This window comes from Achromobacter marplatensis (assembly GCF_049060505.1).
GTDB classification, from domain to species: domain Bacteria; phylum Pseudomonadota; class Gammaproteobacteria; order Burkholderiales; family Burkholderiaceae_B; genus Achromobacter; species Achromobacter marplatensis_A.
In genome coordinates this window covers 88,279-111,688 of sequence record NZ_JBMGRB010000005.1, presented here as the reverse complement: position 1 = coordinate 111,688, position 23,410 = coordinate 88,279, and the positions used below count along the sequence as shown (strand labels likewise).

At 65.3% G+C, this 23,410-nt stretch carries 18 protein-coding genes; 11 read left to right on the top strand and 7 right to left on the bottom strand.

Annotated elements, in window-relative coordinates; genetic code table 11:
- Nucleotides 1-49: 49 nt before the first annotated feature.
- The 4 genes from ACI0FO_RS14245 to dapA are packed head-to-tail and all read left to right on the top strand — an operon-like array spanning nucleotide 50 to nucleotide 4,954.
- Nucleotides 50-1,132 (top strand): ABC transporter substrate-binding protein, encoded by a 1,083-nt coding sequence (locus ACI0FO_RS14245; RefSeq protein WP_416027558.1) that lies wholly within the window; start codon nucleotides 50-52, stop codon nucleotides 1,130-1,132.
- A 20-nt stretch (nucleotides 1,133-1,152) separates the two neighbouring features.
- Nucleotides 1,153-2,232: an ABC transporter ATP-binding protein gene (locus tag ACI0FO_RS14240; protein WP_416027556.1), complete on the top strand. Its 1,080-nt coding sequence runs from the start codon at nucleotides 1,153-1,155 to the stop codon at nucleotides 2,230-2,232.
- A gap of 4 nt (nucleotides 2,233-2,236) precedes the next feature.
- The gene (locus ACI0FO_RS14235) at nucleotides 2,237-4,012 is read left to right on the top strand and encodes an ABC transporter permease subunit (RefSeq protein ID WP_416027554.1); all 1,776 of its coding nucleotides are present in this window, start codon (nucleotides 2,237-2,239) and stop codon (nucleotides 4,010-4,012) included.
- A gap of 36 nt (nucleotides 4,013-4,048) precedes the next feature.
- Nucleotides 4,049-4,954 (top strand): 4-hydroxy-tetrahydrodipicolinate synthase, encoded by a 906-nt coding sequence (gene dapA, locus ACI0FO_RS14230; protein WP_416027552.1) that lies wholly within the window; start codon nucleotides 4,049-4,051, stop codon nucleotides 4,952-4,954.
- Nucleotides 4,955-5,434: 480 nt separating this feature from the next.
- Here dapA and ACI0FO_RS14225 read toward each other — a convergent pair whose 3' ends face one another.
- The 5 genes from ACI0FO_RS14225 to ACI0FO_RS14205 all read right to left on the bottom strand — a co-directional run bounded on the left by ACI0FO_RS14225 (nucleotide 5,435) and on the right by ACI0FO_RS14205 (nucleotide 10,915).
- On the bottom strand, nucleotides 5,435-6,163 hold the full coding sequence (locus ACI0FO_RS14225) for a hypothetical protein (RefSeq protein ID WP_416027550.1): 729 nt from the start codon (nucleotides 6,161-6,163) through the stop codon (nucleotides 5,435-5,437).
- 542 nt (nucleotides 6,164-6,705) lie between these two features.
- Nucleotides 6,706-7,533, bottom strand: coding sequence for an IclR family transcriptional regulator (locus tag ACI0FO_RS14220; protein WP_416027549.1), 828 nt, complete (start codon nucleotides 7,531-7,533; stop codon nucleotides 6,706-6,708).
- A 130-nt stretch (nucleotides 7,534-7,663) separates the two neighbouring features.
- Nucleotides 7,664-8,449: a phytanoyl-CoA dioxygenase family protein gene (locus tag ACI0FO_RS14215; protein WP_416027548.1), complete on the bottom strand. Its 786-nt coding sequence runs from the start codon at nucleotides 8,447-8,449 to the stop codon at nucleotides 7,664-7,666.
- Nucleotides 8,450-8,567: 118 nt separating this feature from the next.
- Entirely contained in the window at nucleotides 8,568-9,683 is a 1,116-nt protein-coding gene (locus tag ACI0FO_RS14210; protein ID WP_105560258.1) for an AI-2E family transporter, read from the bottom strand.
- Nucleotides 9,684-9,835: 152 nt separating this feature from the next.
- Nucleotides 9,836-10,915 (bottom strand): LysR family transcriptional regulator, encoded by a 1,080-nt coding sequence (locus ACI0FO_RS14205; protein ID WP_105560259.1) that lies wholly within the window; start codon nucleotides 10,913-10,915, stop codon nucleotides 9,836-9,838.
- Nucleotides 10,916-11,303: 388 nt separating this feature from the next.
- Here ACI0FO_RS14205 and ACI0FO_RS14200 point away from each other — a divergent pair, with 388 nt between their 5' ends.
- From ACI0FO_RS14200 to ACI0FO_RS14190, 3 genes are all read left to right on the top strand, one after another.
- Complete coding sequence (locus ACI0FO_RS14200) at nucleotides 11,304-12,500, top strand: efflux RND transporter periplasmic adaptor subunit (RefSeq protein ID WP_199196958.1); 1,197 nt, start codon at nucleotides 11,304-11,306, stop codon at nucleotides 12,498-12,500.
- Nucleotides 12,501-12,526: 26 nt separating this feature from the next.
- The gene (locus ACI0FO_RS14195; protein WP_416027545.1) at nucleotides 12,527-15,742 is read left to right on the top strand and encodes an efflux RND transporter permease subunit; all 3,216 of its coding nucleotides are present in this window, start codon (nucleotides 12,527-12,529) and stop codon (nucleotides 15,740-15,742) included.
- A gap of 74 nt (nucleotides 15,743-15,816) precedes the next feature.
- A complete protein-coding gene (locus ACI0FO_RS14190) occupies nucleotides 15,817-17,295 on the top strand; it encodes an efflux transporter outer membrane subunit (RefSeq protein ID WP_313458938.1) in 1,479 nt (492 codons plus the stop codon).
- A 281-nt stretch (nucleotides 17,296-17,576) separates the two neighbouring features.
- Here ACI0FO_RS14190 and ACI0FO_RS14185 read toward each other — a convergent pair whose 3' ends face one another.
- Nucleotides 17,577-18,122, bottom strand: coding sequence for a hypothetical protein (locus ACI0FO_RS14185; protein WP_416028095.1), 546 nt, complete (start codon nucleotides 18,120-18,122; stop codon nucleotides 17,577-17,579).
- Entirely contained in the window at nucleotides 18,122-19,057 is a 936-nt protein-coding gene (locus tag ACI0FO_RS14180; RefSeq protein WP_313458947.1) for a LysR family transcriptional regulator, read from the bottom strand. The genes ACI0FO_RS14185 and ACI0FO_RS14180 overlap by 1 nt, the downstream gene beginning before the upstream one ends.
- Before the next feature lie 183 nt (nucleotides 19,058-19,240).
- Between ACI0FO_RS14180 and gtdA the strand changes: the two genes are divergently transcribed.
- The 4 genes from gtdA (at nucleotide 19,241) to ACI0FO_RS14160 (ending at nucleotide 23,377) form a co-directional block, all read left to right on the top strand.
- On the top strand, nucleotides 19,241-20,317 hold the full coding sequence (gtdA, locus tag ACI0FO_RS14175) for a gentisate 1,2-dioxygenase (RefSeq protein ID WP_416027543.1): 1,077 nt from the start codon (nucleotides 19,241-19,243) through the stop codon (nucleotides 20,315-20,317).
- A 57-nt stretch (nucleotides 20,318-20,374) separates the two neighbouring features.
- On the top strand, nucleotides 20,375-21,073 hold the full coding sequence (locus ACI0FO_RS14170; protein ID WP_416027541.1) for a fumarylacetoacetate hydrolase family protein: 699 nt from the start codon (nucleotides 20,375-20,377) through the stop codon (nucleotides 21,071-21,073).
- A gap of 2 nt (nucleotides 21,074-21,075) precedes the next feature.
- Nucleotides 21,076-22,335 carry a flavin-dependent oxidoreductase gene (locus ACI0FO_RS14165; protein ID WP_416027539.1) on the top strand — a complete coding sequence of 420 codons (1,260 nt, stop codon included), beginning with the start codon at nucleotides 21,076-21,078 and terminating at the stop codon, nucleotides 22,333-22,335.
- Nucleotides 22,336-22,411: 76 nt separating this feature from the next.
- The gene (locus ACI0FO_RS14160; RefSeq protein WP_416027538.1) at nucleotides 22,412-23,377 is read left to right on the top strand and encodes a tripartite tricarboxylate transporter substrate binding protein; all 966 of its coding nucleotides are present in this window, start codon (nucleotides 22,412-22,414) and stop codon (nucleotides 23,375-23,377) included.
- Nucleotides 23,378-23,410: the final 33 nt, after the last annotated feature.

Here is a 23,410-nt window from a genome sequence, read left to right as displayed (position 1 = left end):
GCCGTCGTTCTTGATCCGTCGTCCCTGACCCGACCCGCAGGAGTCTTCCATGAAATCGACCCTCCACAACGCCTCGCGCCGCAGCGCGCTTAAAACCGTTGCCGCCGGCGCCGCCGCGCTGGCCATGCCCATGATCTGGACGCCGTCGCGCGCGGCGTCCAAGCGCATCGTCGTGCGCGACGACGGCGGCATCTACAGCAAGGCGTATGGCGCCGTGTTCTACAAGCCGTTCACGGAAGCCACCGGCATCCAAGTGGTGGGCGTGCAGGCAAACGCCGAACCCACCGCGCAGATCCGCAGCATGGTGGACACCGGCAACTACACCTGGGACATGGCCAAGATCAGCCAGCCCGCCATTCTGATGCTGACCGAAGGCGGCAAGGTCTACCTGGAAAAGCACGGCCTGGAATCGGACCCGGTCGTGGCCACCATCCCCAAGCAATACATGTCGCCCTATGGCGTAGGCAACAACGTCTACACGACGGTGCTGGCCTACCGCACGGACGCGTTCAAGGGTCGCCGCGCCCCGGCCTCGTGGGCGGATTTCTGGAACGTGAAGGACATCCCCGGCCGCCGCGGCTTGCGCAAGCATCCGTTCGACACCATCGAAGAAGCGCTGATGGCCGATGGCGTGCCGACCGACAAGGTCTACCCCTGCGACATCGACCGCGCACTGGCCAGCCTGGACAAGGTCAAATCGTCAGTGGACGTGTGGTGGAACACGGGCGCCCAGGTCGAGCAGATGCTGGGGTCGGGTGAAGTCGACATGATTGCCACGTGGGTGTCCCGCGCGCAATCGGCCATCGCCAACGGCGCGCCGGTGCAGATCGTCTGGGACCAGAACATCTGGGGTTGCGACAACTGGTCCATCCTGAAAGGCACGCCTAACGCCGACGCCTGCCGCGAATTCATCAAGTTCGCTTCCGACCCCAAGCGGCAGGCCGCGCTGGTGGAGTTCTTTGCCGCCGGCGTCACGCAGCCGGCCGCCTTCGACTACATCAAGGCTGACGTGGCGCGCAATTGCCCGACCCACCCCGACAACATCAAGACAGGTCTGCACATCAATGCGGCGTACTGGCTGGACAAGCAGCGCGACGTGCTCGAGCGCTTCAACGGCTGGGTCCTGAAGTAATTCTCTTCTGAATGAACACCATGTCTTCTTCCAATCTGCAAATCTCGGGCCTGGGCAAACGCTACGGCGACTTCGTCGCCTTGGCGCCCACGCACCTGGACGTCGCTCGCGGCGAGTTCCTGACCCTGCTGGGTCCGTCCGGGTCCGGCAAAACCACCCTGCTGAGCCTGATCGCCGGCCTGGCGCAGCCCGACGAGGGCCGCGTGCTGATCGACGGCGCCGATGTCACCTACGGCGCGCCATACGAACGGGATATCGGCATGGTGTTCCAGAACTATGCGCTGTTTCCGCACATGAGCATCGAGGAGAACATCGCGTTCCCCCTGAAGATGCGCAAGGTGCCTGCCGCCGAGGCCCGCCGCCGCGCCCACGAAGCGCTGGAAATGGTGCGCCTGCCGCACGTCGCCACGCGTCTGCCGCGCGAACTCTCCGGCGGCCAGCAGCAGCGCATCGCGCTGGCGCGTTGCATGGTCTACCGCCCGGCCATCATCCTGATGGACGAACCGCTGGGCGCGTTGGACAAAAAGCTGCGCGACCAGATGCAGCTTGAGATCAAACGCATCCACCGCGAGCTGGGCACCACCATCGTGTACGTGACGCACGACCAGGAAGAGGCCATGACCATGTCCGACCGCATCTGCCTGATGAACGGCGGCGCGATCGAACAGCTGGGCACGCCGGCCGACCTTTACTTCCGCCCTCGCACCCTGTTCGTCGCGGACTTCCTGGGCGAATCGAACCTGCTGCAAGGCGAAGTGACCTCGGTGGACGGCGACACCCTGACAGTGAAGCTGGCCCACCAGGGCGTGACCGGGCAGGCGCTGTCCAACGGCGCGCCTATCAAGGCGGGCCAGAAAGTCACGGTGATGCTGCGTCCGCAGAACCTGCGCGTGGCCACCGCCGACCCCGGCCTGACGGGCAAGCTGCTGGACGTGATGGTGACAGGCAGCCTGACCAAGCTGTATCTGGATTCGGGCGTGGCGGATGCCGCGCCGCTCGTCGTGGCCTACCCCACGCAGCGCCAGGCCGAGCAATACGCGATCGGCCAGCCGCTGACGGTCAGCTGGCAGGCCGCTGACGCGGTGGCCATTGCGGAGTGAACGCATGACAACCCTTGCCAATCCTCGCAAGCGCATGAGCCCGGGCCGCCGCCATTTCCTGATGGCGGCTCCGCTGGTCGTGCTGCTGCTGGTGCTGCTGATCTACCCCGTCGGCCAACTGCTGCTGCTAAGCGTCGTCGGCGAACAAGGCTTCAGCCTGGCGCAATACCATCGCCTGTTCGAATCGTCGGTCTACGTGAACGTGTTGCTGATCACGTTGAAGATCTCGCTGTGGACGACGTTCTTCTCGGTGGTGGCGGGCTATCCCGTGGCCTACCTGATCTCTAGCCTGACGGCCAAGCGTAAGACGTCGCTGCTGTTCTGGGTGCTGCTGTCTTTCTGGACCAGCTTCCTGGTGCGCACGTTCGCCTGGGTGGTGCTGCTGGGCCGCAACGGTGTCGTCAATCAGTTGCTGCAGGCCCTGGGCATCCTGGATGCGCCGGCCAACCTGCTCTACAACTTCGGTAGCGTGCTGGTCGGCATGGTGCACGCCCTGATGCCGCTGGCGGTGCTGACGATGCTGTCCGTCATGGAGAACATTGACCGCAACCTGCCGCGCGCCGCGTCCACGTTGGGCGCGCGGCCCGGCACGGCATTCTGGAAGATCTACTTCCCGCTGTCGATGCCCGGCGTAGCGGCGGCCGCCATCATGGTGTTCGTGACGGCCATCGGCTTCTTCATCACGCCGGCGCTGCTGGGCGGGCGCAAAGAAACGATGATCACGCAAATCATCATCGATCAGGTCCAGCAAACCATGAACTGGGAGTTCGCCGGCGCGGTGTCGGTGTTGCTGCTGGTGGTGGTGCTGGTGGTTTTCGCCATCTACGACAAGGTGCTGGGCCTGTCCACCATGACGGGCGGCGCGTCCACCCGCGTGCGCGCATCGGGCAAGGAAAGCCTGTCCCGCCGCGCGGGCGACGCGGTGTTGACCGCGCTGGCCAACGTCTCCGACGCCCTGTTCGCGCTGCTACCCAAGCGGCTGCGCCGCTCGGTGTCGGGCACCGGGCAGTCGCGCACCTTGTGGTGGATCGTGCTGGGCGTGTTGGCGTTCCTGAGCGCCCCCGCGTTCCTGATGATCCCGTTGTCGTTCGATTCGGGGTCCGGCCTGACGTGGCCGCCCAAGGGCTTTTCGCTCCAGTGGTATGAACAGATGTTCACATCACCGGTGTGGATGCAGGCGATCACCCGTTCGTTGATCGTGGGCGTGGGCACCGGCCTGCTGGCCATGCTGGTCGGCACGCCCGCCGCCTTCCTGCTGGTGCGCGCCAACATGCGGGGCAAGTCGGCGATGCTGGCCTTCGTGCTGTCGCCGATTGTCGTGCCGCGCATGATCATCGCCGTGGGCATGTTCTATTTCTTTGCGCGTGTCGGCCTGGTGGGCTCCACCATTGGCTTGATCCTGGCGCATACGGTGGTCGCCGTGCCCTATGTGGTGATCACCATGATGGCGGTGCTGCGCAACCACGACACGCGCCTGGACCTGGCTGCGCAAAGCCTGGGCGCAGGCCCCTGGGCCACGCTGCGCTTCGTGACCTTCCCCATTCTGGGGGCCGGCCTGATGTCGTCGTTCCTGTTCGCCTTCGCAACGTCGTTCGATGAACTGACGATTGCGCTGTTCGCCTCGGGCGGCCTGAACGCCACGTTGCCCAAGCAGTTCTGGGACGAAGTGACGCTACAGATTTCCCCGGTGATCGCCGCCGTCTCGACGTGCCTCTTCATCTTCATTGCCGCGCTGATCTGGCTGGCCGACCGGCTCCGCCGCCGCAGCCTGGCCAACTGACCCTGCGCGTTTGTATTACCTCTTAGGATTCGCAACATGTTGAATGCAACCCATCTTCGCGGCGTTTTCCCCGCCATCCCGACGCCGGTCCACGCCGACGACACCATCAACGTCCCCGCCGCCCGTGCGCTGATCGCCTACTTGCTGAAGCAAGGCATCGATGGCATCGTGCCGCTGGGCGGCACGGGCGAATACGGCGCGCTGCCCCGCGCCGAACGCATCCGCATGTGCAAGCTGACGGTGGAAGCGGTGGAAGGCCGCGTGCCGGTGATCCCCGGCGTGCTGGACCCCGGTTTCCACGACGCCCTGCAGGCCGGCCGAGAATTCGCCGAAGCCGGCGCGGACGCGCTGATGGTGCTGACGCCGTACTACACGACCCCCACGCAAGCCGGCATCCGCGAATATTTTCTGCGCTACGCGGACGCATCGCCGCTGCCCGTGATGATCTATGAGATTCCGTACCGCACCCGCATCGCGATCGCACCGGAAGTGCTGCACGACTTGTCGCGCCACGAGAACATCATCGGCATGAAGGCCTGCAACACGGACATGTACCATTTCCTGCGCACGGTGGCGGGCGTGGACGAGTCGTTCGCGGTGTTCAGCGGAGAAGACACGCTATTGCCCGTGCATCTGGCAGCCGGCGCGCGAGGCGGCATCGTGGTAACGGCAAGCCTGTTGCCGACGGCGTGGCGGAAGGTGTACGCGTTGGCGGCCGAAGGTCACACGCGGGAGTCGATGGAATTGCATCGCCGTTTGATTCCGCTGATGAATCTGGCGTTCGCAGAGACGAATCCGGGGCCAATGAAGTCGGTGATGGATCTGATCGGCGTGAACGCGCCTGAAGTGCTGGATCCGTTGGTAGCGCCAGCAGACGACTTGCAGGCGGCGTTGCGGGCGGAGTTGGGGCCTTTGCTCAAGGAGTTCGAGGGGGTGGTTTAAAGGGGGGGATTTGGGTTGGGGTGGTTTGGAGAGGGGGCTTTTTTTGCTGGCCTTTGCTTTTTGAGGTTGGTGGTTCTTTAGACGCCCGTCGCGGCAGCCCCCCGGGGAGTGCGGGTCAACGATTGCGGTCCGGAGCCTTCGCTCCGGACTGCCCCCGTCGTCATCCTCGTCGCTGCCTTTGGCAGTTCCTACGGATTCCCTCGGGCTTATCGACTCCCCGCACTCCCCGGGGGGCCGCCGCGACGGGCTCCATTGAATGCAATTTCCCGATCGCTGGGGCGGGCGGTGTGCTTAAGGTCTTACTCCACAGTGTGGGGTGGTGGAGGATCTTGCGGGGCCCGCTCCCGGCCGGCCGCGCGGGCGGGCCTTTGGGAGCTTACGCGGTGTCTTGCGTCGTGATGATGCTGACCGTGCTCCGTAGGATGGGTGGAGTGCGTTCCGGTAGGCCCGAGCACGCGGACGCATGCCGCACGTAACCCATCACGCATGACGCCGATCCATGCATATAAGGCAGCATCGCATCGGTGCATGCCCACATGATGGGTTGCGCGCGATTGGCGTTGCCGTTCTTATGAAGGGTGCGCCGTGCTCCACCCATCCTACGATTGAAATCAATGCGTCACCGGAGATGAATTCGCGATTCAAGATCAATGCGTCGCCGAAGATGAATCCACGGTTGACGATCAATGCGCCGTCGGAGACGAATTCGCCGTTGACGATCGATGCGTCGTCGGAGATGAGTTCGCGGTTGACGGTCAATGCGCCGTCGGAGACGGATTCGCGATTGATGATCAACGCGTTGTCAGAGATGAGTTCGCGGTTGACGATCAATGCATCGTCGGAGATGAATTCGCGGTTGAAGATCAATGCGCCATCGGAGATGAATTCGCAGTTGACGATCGATGCGTCGTCGGAGATGAGTTCGCGGTTGGCGATCAATGCGCCGTCGGAGACCGATTCGCGGTTGACGATCAATGTGTCGCCGGAGATGAATTCGTGGTTGGCGATCAATGCGCCGTCGGAGATAGATTCGCGGTTGACGATCAATGTGCCGTCGGAGATGAATTCGCGGTTGACGGTCAATGCGCCGTCGGAGACGAATTCGCGGTTGAAGATCAATGCGCCGTCGGAGATGAATCCGCGGTTGACGATCAATGCGTCGCCGGAGATGAATTCACGGTTGACGATCACCGCATGGTTGGCGATCAATTCACCGTTGACGATAGTTCGTCAGAAGCACGACATCGCCGGATCCCATCACCGGCCTCCCTTTTAGACGGGTGGCGCGCGTACAGGTCGGGCCAAGCAATCAGCTATCTGCCGCGCGCCACCCGTCGCTCCACCTCCCCCACTTGACGGCGGGGCCAATAGAAAACCACTCCCTACCAGCGCGCCAGCGAATATCGCACCGACGTAATGCGATGCGTAAGCCGATCGCGCGCCGCTCCCGCGGCCGCATTCGGCGGGCCCCGCAAACCTCGTCATTAAGTCGCACCCTAGCAGCGCGCAAACCAAGACGGCGCAGCTCGTCGCCGGGGTCGGGTGGGTGGCGCGCAACCTTGATGCGCCCGAGGGAATCTGAAGGCAGCGGCCGCAGGCCGCAACGAAGATGACGAAGGGGCAGTCCGGAGCGAAGGCTCCGGACCGCAATCGTGGGCGCGCGCCACCCACCCGACCCCGGCGACGAGCGTCCCACGAAGATCCAACGCACGCCTAACGAAGACCTAAAGCCCCCTCCGCGCCCCCGCCCCCTACCTCGAATAAGCCGAAAACTTAGATTTAGAAATCGAAGTCGCCGCCACCTGCACATGCGGCGCCAACTCTGCTTCCACCCGCGCCACCGTCCACCGCGTCGTCGGCACAGAAATATTGATTGCCGCCACCGCCAGCCCCCGATGATCGATCACCGGCGCCGCGACCGAAATATCGCCCAGCACCGTCTCGTTCACGATAATCGCGTAGCCTTTTTCGGCTACCCGCTGCACCCGGTCCAGCAGCTTATCGGGGTTCACCTCGGTATACGGCGTAATCGCTTCCAGCCTTGTGTGCGCCAGGATCTCGCGGCGCTGCTCGTCCGACAGCCGCGACAAAATCGCCGTGCCCGACGCCGTGAAAAACGCCGGCAGGCGGCTGCCCACCGCGATATCCACATTCACCAGATGATGGCCCGGGAAACGGGCCACGAAAACGATCTCGTGACCGTCCAATTCTTGCAGATTCGTCGTCTCGCCCAGCGTCCGACTGATGTCCAGCAGATAGGGTGACGCCTTGTCGATCAGCTCGTTCGCGCGCACATAGTTGTACGAAAACTGCAGCACCTTCGGCGTCAGGCCGTAATTGCGCGTATCCGGAATGCGGCGCAGATAGCCCAGCGTTTCCAGCGTGTAGACCAGGCGCTGCGTCGCGCTGCGGTCCAGGCCGGATGCGCGCGCGATATCGGCCAGCGTCATGTGGCGTTTCGAACCGTCGAACGCGTGCAGCACCTGAAAGGCTTTTTCAGTGGAACCGACAAACAGCGAAGACCGGGTCTCGGTCGGCGCCTGCGGTTTTTCCGTGTCGTCAGGGGTGGATTTGCGCACAGGGAACAGCCTATTGAGTTCTAGGGATGCCGCGCAAGAATCACCGCGAAGGAGGTATATGCCGGTCCCTCATCGCGTATTGCGCTTAATGTAATTGTAATTCAATTATTAATAGCAAATATCAATTACTTCAGGCGCTTTCGTCGGCAGCATTTTCCATCGGCACCCCGGGTTGCGAGGCAGACCGGGTGCCGGGCAGCGGATGGCAGGACTGCGGGTGATAGGTGTGCACCACAGACAGTTTCACGCGGTCGCTGCGGTTGCCTTGGGCCGCGTGCAAGGTGCGGCAATGGAAGAACACCACATCTCCCGCCTCCAGCTCCGGGCAGACCGCCCGCGCGATCCAATCCGCGTTCTGCGGCGCGTCGTCGCGGAAGAATTTCTGGCCATCAAACTGCTCGGCCGTAAAGGCCGCCGCGTGCGAACCCGGAATAAACGACAGCCCGCCGTTCTCGCGCTTTTCGGGGCCCAACGCCAGCCAACAGGACACCAGGTCCGTATCTGAAAACGACCAATAACGAATGTCCTGATGCCAGCCCGTCAAGCTGCCGTAGGCCGGATGCTTGGTCATCACGCAATTGTGGTGCACGGTCGACAGCACGGCCGGCTCGCTGAAATAGCGGGCCAGCCACTGGCCGATGCCGGGGTCCGTCGCCCATTGGGCAAACAAGGGGTCGCGCGCATAGGCGCTGAGCAGGCGGCGCACGGTCAGCCCGCCTTCCGCGGCGCGCGATTCGGGCGCGCCGGGGTAGCGCAGATCGGCTTCGTATTCGATGGGGGCCACGTGCTCGCGCAAATGGCGTTCGGCCAGCGCGCGCAGCGCCGCTACCCGCTTGGCGTCCACGAATTGGCGCGCCACCACAAACCCCTGCTTGCGCAGGACGGCTATCTGATCATCAGGCAGTAACCCGGACATCTCGATCCTCACACCCCGCGGCGGTTGCGAAGCGTCTGCGTGCGGGGCAGGCGCGTACCGGTCAGGCGCCGGTATACGCGGGGATGGCTAGATTACCAAAGCGCCGGGCGCGCCGGCGTCAGGTCGACGGTGTTTTTTCGGCTGGCGGGGCAATCGGGGGATGCAGCCGGGCTGCGTCGCGTTCCTGCACTTCGTGGTGCACCCATTCGCGCCACACCGCCACCAGCAACGCCATCAGCACCGGGCCCACGAACAGCCCCACGATGCCCATGGTCTTCACGCCACCCACCAACCCGAAGAACGTGGGCAGGAACGGCAGCTTGACCGGTCCGCCCACCAGGCGCGGACGCAGGGTCTTGTCGACGATGAAGAGTTCGACACTGCCCCAGACCATCAGCGCGATGCCCGCCACCAGATGGCCGGAGCCCACCAGATAGAGCGACACCAGCGTGAACGACAACGGCGCGCCGCCGGGGATCAGCGCCATGAAACCCGTGACCACGCCCAGCAGCACCGGCGACGGCACGCCCGCCACCCAGTAGGCGATACCCAGCACCAGGCCTTCCCCCAAGGCGATCAGGCCCATGCCGGTGACGGTGGAATTGATGGTGGCCGGCACCACGCGCGAAAAGCGCTGCCAGCGCGCCGGCAGGATGCGTTCGCCCAGCACGTCCAGCTGGGCGACCATGCGGATGCCGTCCTTGTAGACGAAGAACAGCGTGATCAGCATGAACAGCACGGTCAGCAGCAGCTGGAACACATTGCCCGTGGCCGCCAGCACCATGCGGTAGATATTGCCCAGATGTTCGCCGCTGACGGCTTCGACCAGCGCGCCCAGCGCGTGGGGCTGGCCGATATACGATTCCCAATATTGGCCCAGGCGTTCGCCCACGACGGGCATGGACGTGATCCAGTTGGGCACGGCCACGCCGTGGCGGTTGGCCGCGATGGCCCAGGCGAAAAAGGTACTGGCTTCCTTGATGGCGTAGGACAGCGCCAAGGTCATCGGCACGATCAGCACCACGACGACCACCAGCAGCGCCAGCGACGCCGCGACCGCCGTGCGGCCGCCGCAGCGCCGGACCAGACGCTGGTACAAGGGCCAACTGGCCAGGCCGATGATCAGCGCGGCAAGCGCGGGAACGAGAAAACCGCTAAGGAAGTAAACCCCTGCCAATAAGACAAGCAGCAGCAGCCAACGGGCGATCAGGTAAGCGGGTAGAACAGGCTGCATAGAGCGGATCGACAGTAAAGGCGTTGTAGGCTTTGACTGTCGGACTATACAGACGTTTCACGAAATACGAGGGACGCAAGCCCTGTATTTACTACGGGGTTTCCCGTGGTTTTCCCGGCGCAGCGGCCCGGTCGGACCGCCACGCTTGCCCCTTACAAGGCGTATTCGGCGGCCTCTTCGCGCGCGCTGCGGCGGCGCGGCGGCGTCGTTTGCAGCCGTGCGGGTTCGGTCTGGGGCTGGGGCTGCGCCAGGGTCATCGCGCTGGGCATGCCCAGTTGGCGCTGGAAGACGCCGCACGAGCTGGCGGCCGGATCGGTTTCGTCGCGGCCACTGAGCAAGGGACACCCGGCGAACAATTCCGCCACCCAATCAGTGAAGGCGCGCACCTTGGGCGACAGCTGCCGGCTTTGCGGATACAGCACCGAAATCGCGGTGGAACTGGGTTTCCACTGCGGCAGGATTTCGATCAGTTCGCCGGACTGCAAGTGAGGCAGCGCCATGTAGCGGGCCACCTGAATCAGGCCGAAGCCCTTCAGGCCGCAGTCCAGGTAGGCGCCGGCTTCGTTCACCGCCACCGTGCCCTTCATGTCCACTTCCTGGTGCTTGCCGTCGACCTTGAAATCCCAGGTGCAGTTACGGCCCGTGCGGCTCATGAAGTAGTGCACCGCGTGGTGGTCGCGCAACGATTCGATGGTTTGCGGCATGCCGTGGCGCGCCACATAGGTGGGTGAAGCGCATGTCACCGTCTGCAGGGTGCCGATGCGCCGCGCGACCAGACTGGAATCTTCCAGGTCGCCCGCGCGGATCACGCAGTCCACGGCCTCTTGCACCATATCCACGGGGCGATCGCCCAGGCCAAGCACCAGCTCGACGTCGGGGTATTTGTCGTGGAAATCACACAATGCGGGAATCAGGATCAGCCGCCCGATGCACGTCGGGACGTCGATGCGCAGCCGCCCTTTCAGGCGCAGCGCCGCTTCCTGGAAACAGGCCTCGGTTTCTTCGACGTCCGCCAGGATGCGCACGCAATGCTGGTAATAGCCCGCGCCGTCCGGCGTCAGGCCGATCCGGCGCGTGGTGCGATTGAGCAGGCGCACGCCCAGAAGGCGTTCGAGGTTCTGGATGATGGTGGTGACGGTGGTGCGCGGAAGCGAGAGGCTGTCGGCCGCCCGGGTGAAGCTATTGGCGTCCACGACGCGCACAAACACCTGCATAGCCTGAAAACGGTCCATGGCGACGGTGTCCTTTTGGGCAAATAAGTCGGGGTGAACGGAGCATAACCCGATTTCGCCGCTGATTAGTCATTTCTGTCGAACAGTGTTGCCGAGATAGACATGTTTATCCGGCCCCACAAAACACTCAGAATGCAAACCATCTTGAAGTGCCCTTGCCTCCCGGCGCCTTTACAGGGCATGTCAATCCTCAGCTTCCGACACCGCAGTGATCCCGCCCCGCCAAGGCGCCCCTGCCCGGGAATCGCAACCCTGTTGCATGTTGCATTGCAGCATATGCATATATCCCGCGGACGCTAAGGACTGCCATGCCCCGGACCGCCGGCGCCGCCTCCGCCCCAGGCTCAAACAAGCGCGCTTTCGCCCCTATACCACTCAAGGAAACATCATGGTTTCGCGCAATCGTATCGCTATGCTCGTCGTCTTTGCAGCCGTTCTCGCGGCCGGAGGCGGCTATGCCCTGACCCGGGGCCCCGCCGGCGGCAATGTCGCCATGGCGCAAGGCGCCCCCGCCGCCACGCCCGTCGAGGTGGCCGAAGTCGTCACCAAGACCATCGTGGACTGGCAGCGTTATTCCGGCCGCCTGGAAGCCATCGACCGCGTCGACATCCGCCCGCTGGTGTCCGGCACGCTGACGCAAGTGCATTTCCAGGACGGCAGCATCGTCAAGAAGGGCGACCTGCTCTTCACCATCGACCCGCGCCCCTACGTAGCTGAAGTGGACCGCGCCGCTGCCGCCCTGACGGCCGCAAAGGCCCGCGCGTCGTACACCGCCACGGAACTGGCCCGCGGCCAGCGCCTGCTGGCGGACAACGCCATCGCCCGCCGCGACTTCGAGGAAAAGCAGAACGCCGCGCGCGAAGCCGCCGCCAACCTGCAAGGCGCGCAAGCCGCGCTGGACTCCGCCAAGTTGAACCTGGGCTACACCCGCATCGAAGCGCCGGTGGCCGGCCGCGTCTCGCGCGCTGAAGTCACCGTGGGCAACGTGGTCGCGGCCGGCGCCGCGTCGGTGCCGCTGACGAGGCTGGTGTCGGTGGCGAAGATGTACGCATCGTTCGACGTCGACGAACAAACCTTCCTGAGATATGTGAACCCGGCGCGCAACGGCCGCGCAGGTTCGGTGCCGGTTGAATTGGGCCTGGCCAACGAGGAAGGCTATTCGCGCACCGGCTTCGTGCAATCCGTGGACAACCGCCTGGACGCGACGTCGGGCACGATCCGCGTGCGCGCCGAATTCGACAACGCCGACGGTTCGCTCCTGCCCGGCCTGTATGCCCGCGTCCGCCTGGGCGGCAGCGACCCGCGTTCGGCCGTGCTGATCGACGAACGCGCCATCGGCACCGACCAGGACAAGCGCTACGTGCTGGTGCTGGACGACAAGAACCACGCCGTCTACCGCCAGGTGAAGCTGGGCGCCAACCAGGAAGGCCTGCGCGTCATCGATACCGGCTTGGCCGCGGGTGAACGCATCGTCGTCAATGGCCTGCAACGCATCCGCCCCGGCGACGCCGTGGCCCCGACCGTCGTGCCCATGGTTGCCGCCAAGGCTGCCCCGGTCAAGACCGCCGCAGCCGAGCTGAAGTAAGGCCGGCGCGTCTACAGAGAACGTTCATGAATATCTCAAAGTTCTTCATCGACCGGCCGATTTTCGCCGGCGTGTTGTCCATCCTGGTCTTGCTGGCTGGCTTGCTGGCCATGTTCCAGCTGCCCATTTCCGAATATCCGGAAGTCGTGCCGCCGTCGGTGGTGGTGCGTGCCCAATACCCGGGCGCCAACCCCAAGGTCATCGCCGAAACCGTTGCCTCGCCGCTGGAAGAATCCATCAACGGCGTGGAAGACATGCTGTACATGCAGTCGCAGGCCAATAGCGACGGCAACCTGACGCTGACGGTCAATTTCAAGCTGGGCGTGGACCCGGACAAGGCGCAGCAGCTGGTGCAGAACCGTGTGTCGCAAGCGCTGCCGCGCCTGCCGCCCGACGTGCAGCGCCTGGGCGTGACGACGGCCAAGAGTTCGCCCACGCTGACGCTGGTCGTGCACTTGATCTCGCCCAATGACCGCTACGACATCACCTATCTGCGCAACTACGCGATCCTGAACGTCAAGGACCGCCTGGCCCGCATCACGGGCGTGGGCGAAGTGACGGTGTGGGGCTCGGGCAACTACTCGATGCGCGTCTGGCTGGACCCGCAAAAGGTCGCCCAGCGCGGCATGACCGCGTCGGAAGTGGTCGCCGCCATCCGCGAGCAGAACGTCCAGGTCGCCGCCGGCGTGATCGGCGCATCGCCCACGCAAGGCGACGTGCCCTTGCAGCTGAACGTGAATGCGCGTGGCCGCCTGCAAAGCGAAGAAGAGTTCAAAGACATCATCCTGAAGACCTCGCCCGACGGCGCCGTGACCTACCTGTCCGACGTCGCCCGCGTGGAGCTGGATGCGCAGGAATATGGCTTGCGTTCGCTGTTGGACAACAAGCAGGCGGTGGGCATGGGCATCATGCAATCGCCGGGCGCGAACGCGCTGGACGTCTCCAGCAAGGTGCGCGCCGCCATGGCCGAGTTGTCGCAAGACTTCCCGCCGGGCGTGGAATACCGCATCGAATACGACCCCACGCAGTTCGTGCGGTCCAGTATCGAAGCCGTGGTGCACACGCTGCTTGAAGCCATTGCGCTGGTCGTGCTGGTGGTGATCCTGTTCCTGCAAACGTGGCGCGCGTCGATCATCCCGCTGCTGGCCGTGCCCGTGTCCATCGTGGGTACGTTCGCGCTGCTGCTGGTGTTCGGCTATTCCATCAATGCCCTGTCGCTGTTCGGGATGGTGCTTGCCATCGGGATCGTGGTGGACGATGCGATCGTGGTGGTGGAAAACGTGGAACGCAACATCGCGGCCGGGTTAAGTCCACGCGACGCGACCTATCGCGCCATGCGTGAAGTCAGCGGCCCCATCATCGCCATCGCGTTGACGCTGTGCGCCGTGTTCGTGCCGCTGGCCTTCATGACGGGCCTGACCGGCCAGTTCTACAAGCAGTTCGCCATGACCATCGCCATCTCGACGGTGATCTCGGCCTTTAACTCGTTGACCTTGTCGCCCGCGCTGTCGGCCCTGCTGCTGAAAAGCCATCACGACAAGCAGGACTGGCTGACCCGTGGCATGAACCGCGTCTTCGGCCGCTTCTTCAACTGGTTCAACAACATGTTCGGCCGCGCGTCCGAGTCCTACGGCACGGGCGTGTCCGGCGTGATCCGCCGCAAGGCCGGCGCGATGGGCGTGTACGCGGTGCTGGTGGCCGCCACCATCGGCGTGTCGTACCTGGTGCCCGGCGGCTTCGTTCCCGCGCAGGACAAGCAGTACCTGATCGGCTTCACGCAGTTGCCTAATGGCGCGTCGCTGGACCGCACGGAAGCGGTGATCCGCCGCATGAGCGACATCGCCCTGAAGGAACCTGGCGTGCAATCCGCCATCGCCTTCCCGGGCCTGTCGATCAACGGCTTCACCAACAGCTCCAGCGCCGGTATCGTGTTCGTGACGCTCAAGCCCTTTGACGAACGCAAGGGCGCCGCACTCTCGGGCAACGCCATCGCCGCCTCGCTGAACCAGAAGTTCGCGACGATCCAGGACTCGTTCATTGCCGTGTTCCCACCGCCGCCCGTGATGGGTTTGGGCACGCTGGGCGGCTTCAAGCTGCAACTGGAAGACCGCGCCGCGCTGGGCTATGCCGAACTGGACAAGGCCAAGCAGGCGTTCCTGGAAAAGGCGCGTCAAACGCCTGAACTGGGCCCGTCGTTCTCCAGTTACGAGATCAACGTGCCGCAGCTGGACGTGGATCTGGACCGCGTGAAGGCCAAGCAGCTGGGTGTGCCGGTGACGGAAGTGTTCGACACCATGCAGATCTACCTGGGTTCGATGTATGTGAACGACTTCAACCGCTTCGGCCGGGTGTTCCAGGTGCGTGCGCAAGCCGATGCGCCGTTCCGCGCCCACGCCGACGACATCCTGCAACTGAAGACCCGCAATGCCGCGGGCGACATGGTGCCGCTGTCGTCACTGGTGACGGTCAAGCAGACCTTCGGGCCTGAAATGGTGGTGCGCTACAACGGCTACACGGCCGCCGACATCAACGGCGGACCGGCGCCCGGCTTCTCGTCCGACCAGGCGCAAGCCGCGGCCGAACGCGTCGCCGCCGAAACGCTGCCGCGCGGTGTGAAGTTCGAATGGACCGACCTGACGTATCAGCAGATTCTGGCGGGCAATGCCGGCTTGTGGGTATTCCCGATCAGCGTGCTGCTGGTGTTCCTGGTGCTGGCCGCGCTGTATGAAAGCCTGACCTTGCCGCTGGCCGTGATCCTGATCGTGCCGATGAGCATCCTGGCCGCGCTGACGGGCGTCTACCTGACGGGCAACGACAACAACATCTTCACGCAGATCGGCTTGATGGTGCTGGTGGGGCTGTCGGCGAAGAACGCGATTCTGATCGTGGAGTTCGCCCGAGAGCTTGAAATGAGCGGCCGCACGCCGCTGGAAGCCGCCATCGAAGCCAGCCGCCTGCGTCTGCGCCCGATCTTGATGACGTCCATCGCGTTCATCATGGGCGTGGTGCCGCTGGTGCTGTCGTCCGGCGCCGGTTCCGAAATGCGCCATGCCATGGGCGTGGCGGTGTTCTTCGGGATGTTGGGCGTGACGTTGTTCGGCCTGTTCCTGACGCCGGTGTTCTACGTGCTGCTGCGTTCGCTGGGCGGCAAGCCGCTGCACTCGGCGGCCCCGCATGAAGCGCCGGAGTGCGCGCCGCACATCGACACGAATGCGCCGCCCGCCCCGCAGCCTCACGCCTGACCGGCTGGCAGACCCACAGAGAAGCCAGCGCGCCTTGCCCCAGCGGGCAAGGCGCGCGACAAAGAGAATTCATCATGATCCAAAGACTGACCCGCGGTTCCGCCCTGCTTGCCGTCCTGCTTGTGCTGGCCGGCTGCGCGGTGGGCCCCACTTACGAAAAACCGTCCGCCGCCGCGCCGGCGGCCTTCAAGGAAGCCGCCCTGCCCGCGTCCGAAGCCGGCACCTGGAAGCCCGCTGAGCCGTCTGAAGACGCGCTGCGCGGCGCCTGGTGGAAAGTGTTCGGCGACGACGGCCTGAACCAATTGCAGGAAGAAGCGCAACAGGCCAACCAGAACCTGCAAGCCGCCGCCGCCCGCCTGGCGCAGTCGCGCGCCCTGCAGCGCGAAGCCCGCGCCGGTTTCTTCCCCACGCTGGATGCGGCCTTCGGCCCCAACCGCCAACGCCCCTCGGCCGTGTCGCAAGGCTTGCCCGACGGCACGTCCACCAACCCGGTGACCACGTGGCGCGCCCAAGGCGCGGTGTCGTATGAAGCCGACCTGTTCGGCCGCGTGGCATCCACCGCGGACGCCGCCACGGCCGACGCCCAGCAAAGCGAGGCCCTGTACCGGTCGGTGCTGCTGGCCCTGCAGGCCGACGTTGCCACCACGTACTTCCTGGTGCGCGAGCAGGACGCGGAATCGCAGCTGTACAACCAAACGGTCAAGCTGCGCACCGACACCCTGCAATTGATCCAGCGCCGCTACGACGCCGGTGACATCAGCGAATTGGATCTGGCACGGGCCAAGGCGGAACTCGCCTCCGCGCAATCGGAAGCACTGGGCATCGACCGTCGCCGCGCCACGACCGAACACGCGCTGGCTGTGTTGCTGGGCCGCGCCCCGTCCGACTTCACGATGCCGCCGCAGCCGATCCAGAAGGTCGCGCTGTCGATCCCCGCGGGTCTGCCGTCGACGCTGCTGGAACGCCGCCCCGACATCGCCGCCGCGGAACGCGCAATGGCCGCTGCCAACGCCCGCGTCGGCGCCGCCAAGTCCGCGTTCTTCCCGCGCCTGGACATCACCGGCGCCTTCGGCTACGAGTCGTCCGACCTGGGTAACCTGTTCCAGTGGTCCAGCCGCACGTTCCTGCTGGGCCCGCTGGTCGGCGCCGCGCTGTCGATGCCCATCTTCGACGGCGGCCGCCGCCAAGCTGGCCTGGACCGCGCCCGCGCCGTCTATGAGGAAGACGTCGCCGTCTACCGGCAGACCGTGCTGAACGCGTTCCGCGAAGTTGAAGACAACCTGGCGAACCTGCGCATCCTGGCGGACCAGACCAAGGCGCAAGACGCCGCGGTCGAAGCCTCGGCCCGCGCCGCCAAGCTGTCGCACACGCAGTACCGTGAAGGCTCGATCAGCTACCTGGACGTGATCGAAGCCGATCGCAGCGTCCTGCTGCAACAACGCGTCGCCGTGCAATTGAGCGGCGAGCAGGCGCGCTCGGCGGTAGGCCTGATCCGCGCCATCGGCGGCGGCTGGGAAAATCCGGTTCCGCCAGACGCGGTGGCGGCCAAGTAGGATGGGTGTAGCGCGCAATGCGCTACACCCGTACACGAGCGTCCATCGCGCGTAACCCATCGTCGCGGCCTCCTGCAGGCGTCGATCACCATGTCGGCGGCAGCGGCAGCGGCATGCATCGATGATGGGTTGCGTGCGGCAGGTAGCCGCGTTCGCGGGCAAAGCGCGGCGCACTCCACCCATCCTACAGAGCTCGATCAGTTAGTCACACGCCACAACGCAAGACACCGCGTAAGCCCCAGAAGGCCGCCCAGGCGGCGGGCGCCTCAAGAACCAACACCCTACCCCCGACGATCCAGATACCGCCTCGCCACCCGATACCCCACGAACACAAAAAACCCGCCGCTATTCGCCACCAACCAGGCTCCCAACCCGCCCAGCAACGCCACCACCGGCCCCACCGCCCGCACATCCCCTTGCGTCCACGCGATGAGCCCCAGACCGCCCACCGCCACCAAGCCGGTCGCCAGCCACTTCACGATCACCAGTCCCGCTGACCGCCCCGCCATCAGCATCACCACCGCGATCGACAACGCCAGCGCCGTTCCCGCGCACACGACCACCAGCGCAAACGCCGCCCAGGCCGAGCCCACGACGCTTAGCAGCAGGCTTAGCACTTCTATGCCCACGCCCAGGCCGCCCGTCATCACAAGCACCGACAACGCCAGCGGCGACCACATTCCTGGCGGGGTCCGCCGGGCATCCATATCGGCCAGAAACCGATGCAGCGCCACCGACGTGGCCGGATCGGCGCCGTCCGCCAGTGCCGCCTCCACCCGTCGGCACTGCGCAATCAGCGCATTCAGGCCCGCGCCGGAAGCAGGCATCACGGCCTTGTCACGCCAGGCGCATGCTCTGACACCGTGTTGCGCAAGGCCGCCATGGCTTCCTGCACCGCCAGGGGCCTGAAGGCGTCTTCACGCCAGTACATCGCCACGGATCCGAAGCCGGAAAGCCGCATCGGAATAATCCGCATCGCCCGCATCTGCGAAAACCGCAGCGCCGCGCGGTGCGACGCCACGCCGATCATGTCGCTGTTGTTGATCAGCGTGAGGTTGATCGTGACCGAGTTCGACTCAATATGGTCCGCCGGCGGCGCCTGCCCCGCCGCCGCCAACGCAGCGTCCACGGCATTGCGGATGGGCGTGCCCTTGGGCCACAGGATCCAGCGGTACGACAGCAGGTCTTGCCACCCAGGTTGCTCGATGGCGAAGAGCGGATGGCGCGGACGCGCCACCAGGTGGATCGGTTCCAGGTACAAGGCTTCGAACCGGATCGCGGGGTCATGGTGTTCGGGCGCCGAGCGTCCCACCACGATGTCGAGGTCTCCCTGGGCCAGTTGCGCCAGCAGGCGGTCCGTCGTGCCCTCGACGAGTTTCACGCGCGCTTGCGGCATGCGTTCCAGCAGCTTCATCACCGCCAGCGGCACCGTATCGGACGCCGACGCGCCCGATGCGCCGATCACCACGCGGCCGCCGCCGCCTTCACGCAGCGCAGCCATGTCGGCGCTGGCGCGGTCCAGCTGCGATTCCACACGCTGGGCATGGGCGATCAGCACATCGCCATGCGGCGTCGGGCGCAAGCCGCGCGCGTGGCGCTCGAACAGCGGCAGGCCGATATCGTCTTCCAGGTCTTTCAGCCATTTGGACAACCCCGGCTGCGTGGTGTTGAGCATCGCGGCCGAATGGCTGATGTTGCGGGTCTGCGCCAGACTAAGCAGCATCTTCAGATTGCGCAGCCGCAGGCGGTGAGTCCAGTCCATGCGGGCCCTCGTTGGAAGGAGGTTTGTCTCGTATGTATATTGTTATTCGTATGGATAATAAGATAATTTCATTATTAAACACATAGCTGCCTGCGCATAATCGTCTCCATACCCGGACCAGCCGCGACCCACGCGGCGGCCACCCGTAGAAGCCGGCAATAGCCGGACATACAGGAGACAACCATGCCCGACGGCCACACCGCCGGCGCCGATCACGCTGCCGACCGCAGCGCTGACCGCGCAGCCTATTACACGCGCATCGCCAAGAAGCACATGGCTCCCTTGTGGGAGTCCCTGCACAACCTGGTACCCCACCAGCCCGCCCCGCGCTGCGTGCCCGCCCTGTGGAAGTACGACGACGTGCGCGACGACGTCATGGCGTCCGGTTCGCTGATCACCGCCGAAGAAGCCGTGCGGCGCGTGCTGATCCTGGAAAACCCCGGTCTGCCGGGCCAGGCCAGCATCACGCAGAGCCTGTACGCCGGCCTGCAATTGATCCTGCCCGGCGAGATCGCGCCCAGCCATCGCCACACGCAGTCAGCACTGCGCTTCATCGTGGAAGGACGCGGCGCCTACACGGCCGTGAACGGCGAGCGCACCACCATGCACCCGGGCGACTTCATCATCACGCCCTCCTGGACGTGGCACGATCACGGCAATGCCGAGACTGCGGAAGGCGGCGAACCCGTCGTGTGGCTGGACGGCCTGGACATCCCGCTGCTGCGGTTCCTGGACGCCGGCTTCGCCGAAAACTATCCCCAGGCCACCCAGCCCGTCACCCGGCCCGAAGGCGACAGCATGGCCCGCTTCGGACACAACATGGCGCCCGTGCGCCATCAGGCCACAAGCGGCACCTCGCCCATCTTTAACTACCCCTACGAACGCAGCCGCGAGGCGCTGGACGCCCTGTACCGCCACGGCGAACTGGATCCCTGGGACGGCGTGAAGCTGCGTTACCTGAACCCTGCCACGGGCGGCTACCCCATGCCGACGATGGCCACGTTCATGCAACTGCTGCCCGCCGGCTTCCAGGGCAAGACGTACCGCAGCACCGACTCCACGGTCTACAGCGTGGTGGAAGGGCGCGGCACGGCGCGCATCGGCGACCAGGAATTCCACTTCGGCCCGCGCGACGTCTTCGTCGCCCCGTCCTGGCTGCCCGTGCAACTTGCCGCGCTGGAAGACGCCACGCTGTTCAGCTATTCGGACCGCCCCGTGCAAGACGCGCTGGGCTTGTGGCGCGAAGAACGCATCGCCTGATCGGGCGCCGCGCGACCCATTCCGATTTTCCCAACCCCCGTATCCCAAGGGTGATCCATGTCTTTCGTGTTTGCTCCCGCCGCTCCTGTCGCCGTGCCCATCGCTGGCAGCCAGGACGCCTTCCCCGTCCGCCGCGTGTACTGCGTGGGCCGCAACTACGCCGCCCACGCCCGCGAAATGGGTTTCGACCCCGACCGTGAACCGCCCTTCTTCTTCTGCAAGCCGGCCGACGCGGTCGTGCCGGTCGCCGACGGCCAAACGCGGGACCTGCCCTACCCGCCCGAGACCGCCAACCTGCATTACGAGATCGAACTGGTCGCGGCCATCGGCAAGGGCGGCGCCAACATCGCAGTGGACGACGCACTGGCGCACGTCTGGGGCTATGCCGTGGGCCTGGACATGACGCGGCGCGACCTGCAGATGAAAATGCGTGAGGCCGGCCGCCCGTGGGAACTGGGCAAGGCCTTCGACCACAGCGCGCCCATCGGCCCGCTGCACCCCGCCGAGTCAGTCAACGGCATCGGCCAGGCCGCCATCTGGCTACAGGTCAACGGCGCCGACAAGCAACGCAGCGACATCGGCAAGCTGATCTGGTCCGTCGCCGAAACCGTCTCTTATCTGTCCAGGTACTTCCGCCTGGAAGCCGGCGATTTGATCTACACCGGTACGCCGGAAGGCGTGGGGCCCGTGGTGCGCGGCGACACGATGGTGGGCGGCGTCGACGGCCTGGGCACGCTCAGCGTGCGGATGGGGTAGCCATGCAATACGACACCGATGTGATCATCGTGGGCGCCGGAGTCGGTGGCCTGGTGTTGGCGCTAAGCCTGCATCAGGCCGGCATCGCGTGCCGCGTCTACGAAGCCGTGCCCGAGATCAAGCCGCTGGGCGTGGGCATCAACCTGCTGCCGCATGCCACGCGCGAACTGGACGAACTGGGGTTACTGCCCGCGCTGGACGCGATTGCCGTGCGCACGCGCGAATCCGTGTTCTATACCCGCCATGGCCAGTTCATCTACGGTGAGCCCGCCGGCCTGGATGCCGGCTACGACTGGCCGCAATACTCCGTCCATCGCGGCGATCTGCAAATGGCGCTGCTGGCGGCCGTGCGGCAACGCCTGGGCGACGGTTGCGTGACCGTCAACGCCCGCTGCACCGGCGTGGAGCAAGACGCCGACACCGTGACGGCGCGCTTCCAGGACAACGACGGCAATGCGCTGGCCCTCGTGCGCGGACGCATCGCGGTCGGCTGCGATGGCATCCACTCGGTGCTGCGCAAGCAGCTCTATCCGCAAGAAGGCGCGCCCCGCTATTCCGGCGTGAACATGTGGCGCGGCACCACGCGATGCAAGCCGTTCCTGTCCGGCGCCAGCATGGTCCGGGCGGGCTGGCTGTCGACCGGGAAAATGGTCATCTATCCCATCCGCGACAACATCGACGCCAACGGCAACCAGCTGGTGAATTGGGTGGCCGAGATCGAAGCCGCCGAGCCCGCCGTCCGCGACTGGAACCGCAGCGGCCGGCTTGAGGATTTCTTTCCCGCGTTCGCCGATTGGCATTTCGATTGGCTGGATGTCGCGCGCCTGATCCAGGACGCCGACGCCATCCTGGAATATCCGATGGTGGATCAGGACCCGCTGCCCACCTGGACGAAAGGCCGCATGACCTTGCTGGGCGACGCCGCGCACCCGATGGTGCCCCGTGGCTCGAACGGCGCGGGCCAGGCGGTGATAGACGCCCGCTATCTGACGGGCCAGTTAAAGCGCCAGGGGCTCATCCCCGACGCGTTGCAGGCCTATGACCGCGCCCGGGTAGAGGCCACCACCCGCGTGGTCCTGACCAACCGCAGCAATCCGCCCGACGCCATCCTGCGCGAGGTGCATGAACGTTCCGCCGATCGTCCGTACACGCGCATTGAAGACGTGATCAGCCGCGACGAGCTGGAGAGCATTTCCCGGCGCTACAAGCAGGTGGCCGGCTTCGACCCCGAAGCCCTGAAAGCCCGGGCACCCTACGTGTAGCCCGACCCGGCGCGGCCTTGGGCCGCCGCCGACACCAAGCCGGCGCATGACCGGCAACAGGAACAGGAGACAAACCATGTGCAACTTCATCCGCCTGCTTGGCACCGCGGTCCTGGCGTTCGCGGCCGCGGCCAGCCACGCGGCATGGCCGGAACGGCCCATTACGCTGGTGGTTCCGTTCACGCCGGGCACCGGCATCGACCTGATTGCCCGGCAACTGGCGGCAAGCCTGCCCCAAACGCTGGGGCAGCCTGTCGTGGTAGAGAACCTTGCCGGCGCCAGCGGCAACATCGGCAGCGAAAAAGCCGCGCGCGCCGAGGCCGACGGCTACACCTTTCTGGTGACGGTGAATACGTTCGTCATGAACGCCAGCCTCTACAAAGGCAAACTAAGGTTCGATCCACAGAAGGACTTCGCGCCGGTCGGCCTGACGTCCTGGGGTTCCCTGCTGCTGGTCACCCATCCGTCGAACCCCGCCAACTCCGTCGACGACGTGGTGCGCGCGGCCAGCGCCGCGCCCGGCAAGCTCAGCTACGGCACGCCCGGCGTAGGCACGCCGCATCATCTGTCGATGGCGCTGTTCCTGGACCGCACCCACGCCACCATGCTGCATGTGCCCTACAAGGGCACCGCCGGCGCCGTCACTGACATGCTTGGCGGCCGCCTGGACTACATGTTCCTGCCCGTGCACGTGGCGCTGCCGCAAATCAAGGCGGGCAAGCTGAAAGTGATTGCCACGGGCAGCCCGAAGCGCCTGCCGCAATTGCCGGACACGCCCACGCTGACGGAAGCCGGCCTGCAAGGCGCCGACGTCGACATGTGGTACGGCGTGCTGGCGCCCAAGGGCACGCCGCCCGCCATCGTCGACCGCATGAACCGCGAAATCAATGCCATCTTGAAGACGCCCGCCACGGCCACCGCCTTCGACGCCCAAGGCATGGTCCCCGCGACGTCCACGCCCGCCGATTTCGGCGCCCTGATCGCTCGTGACGCCAAGCGCTGGGACGACGTTGTCGCGCGCACCGGCATCACGGCCGAATAAGGCCATTCCACGACTTTCCGCCCCTACCGACGC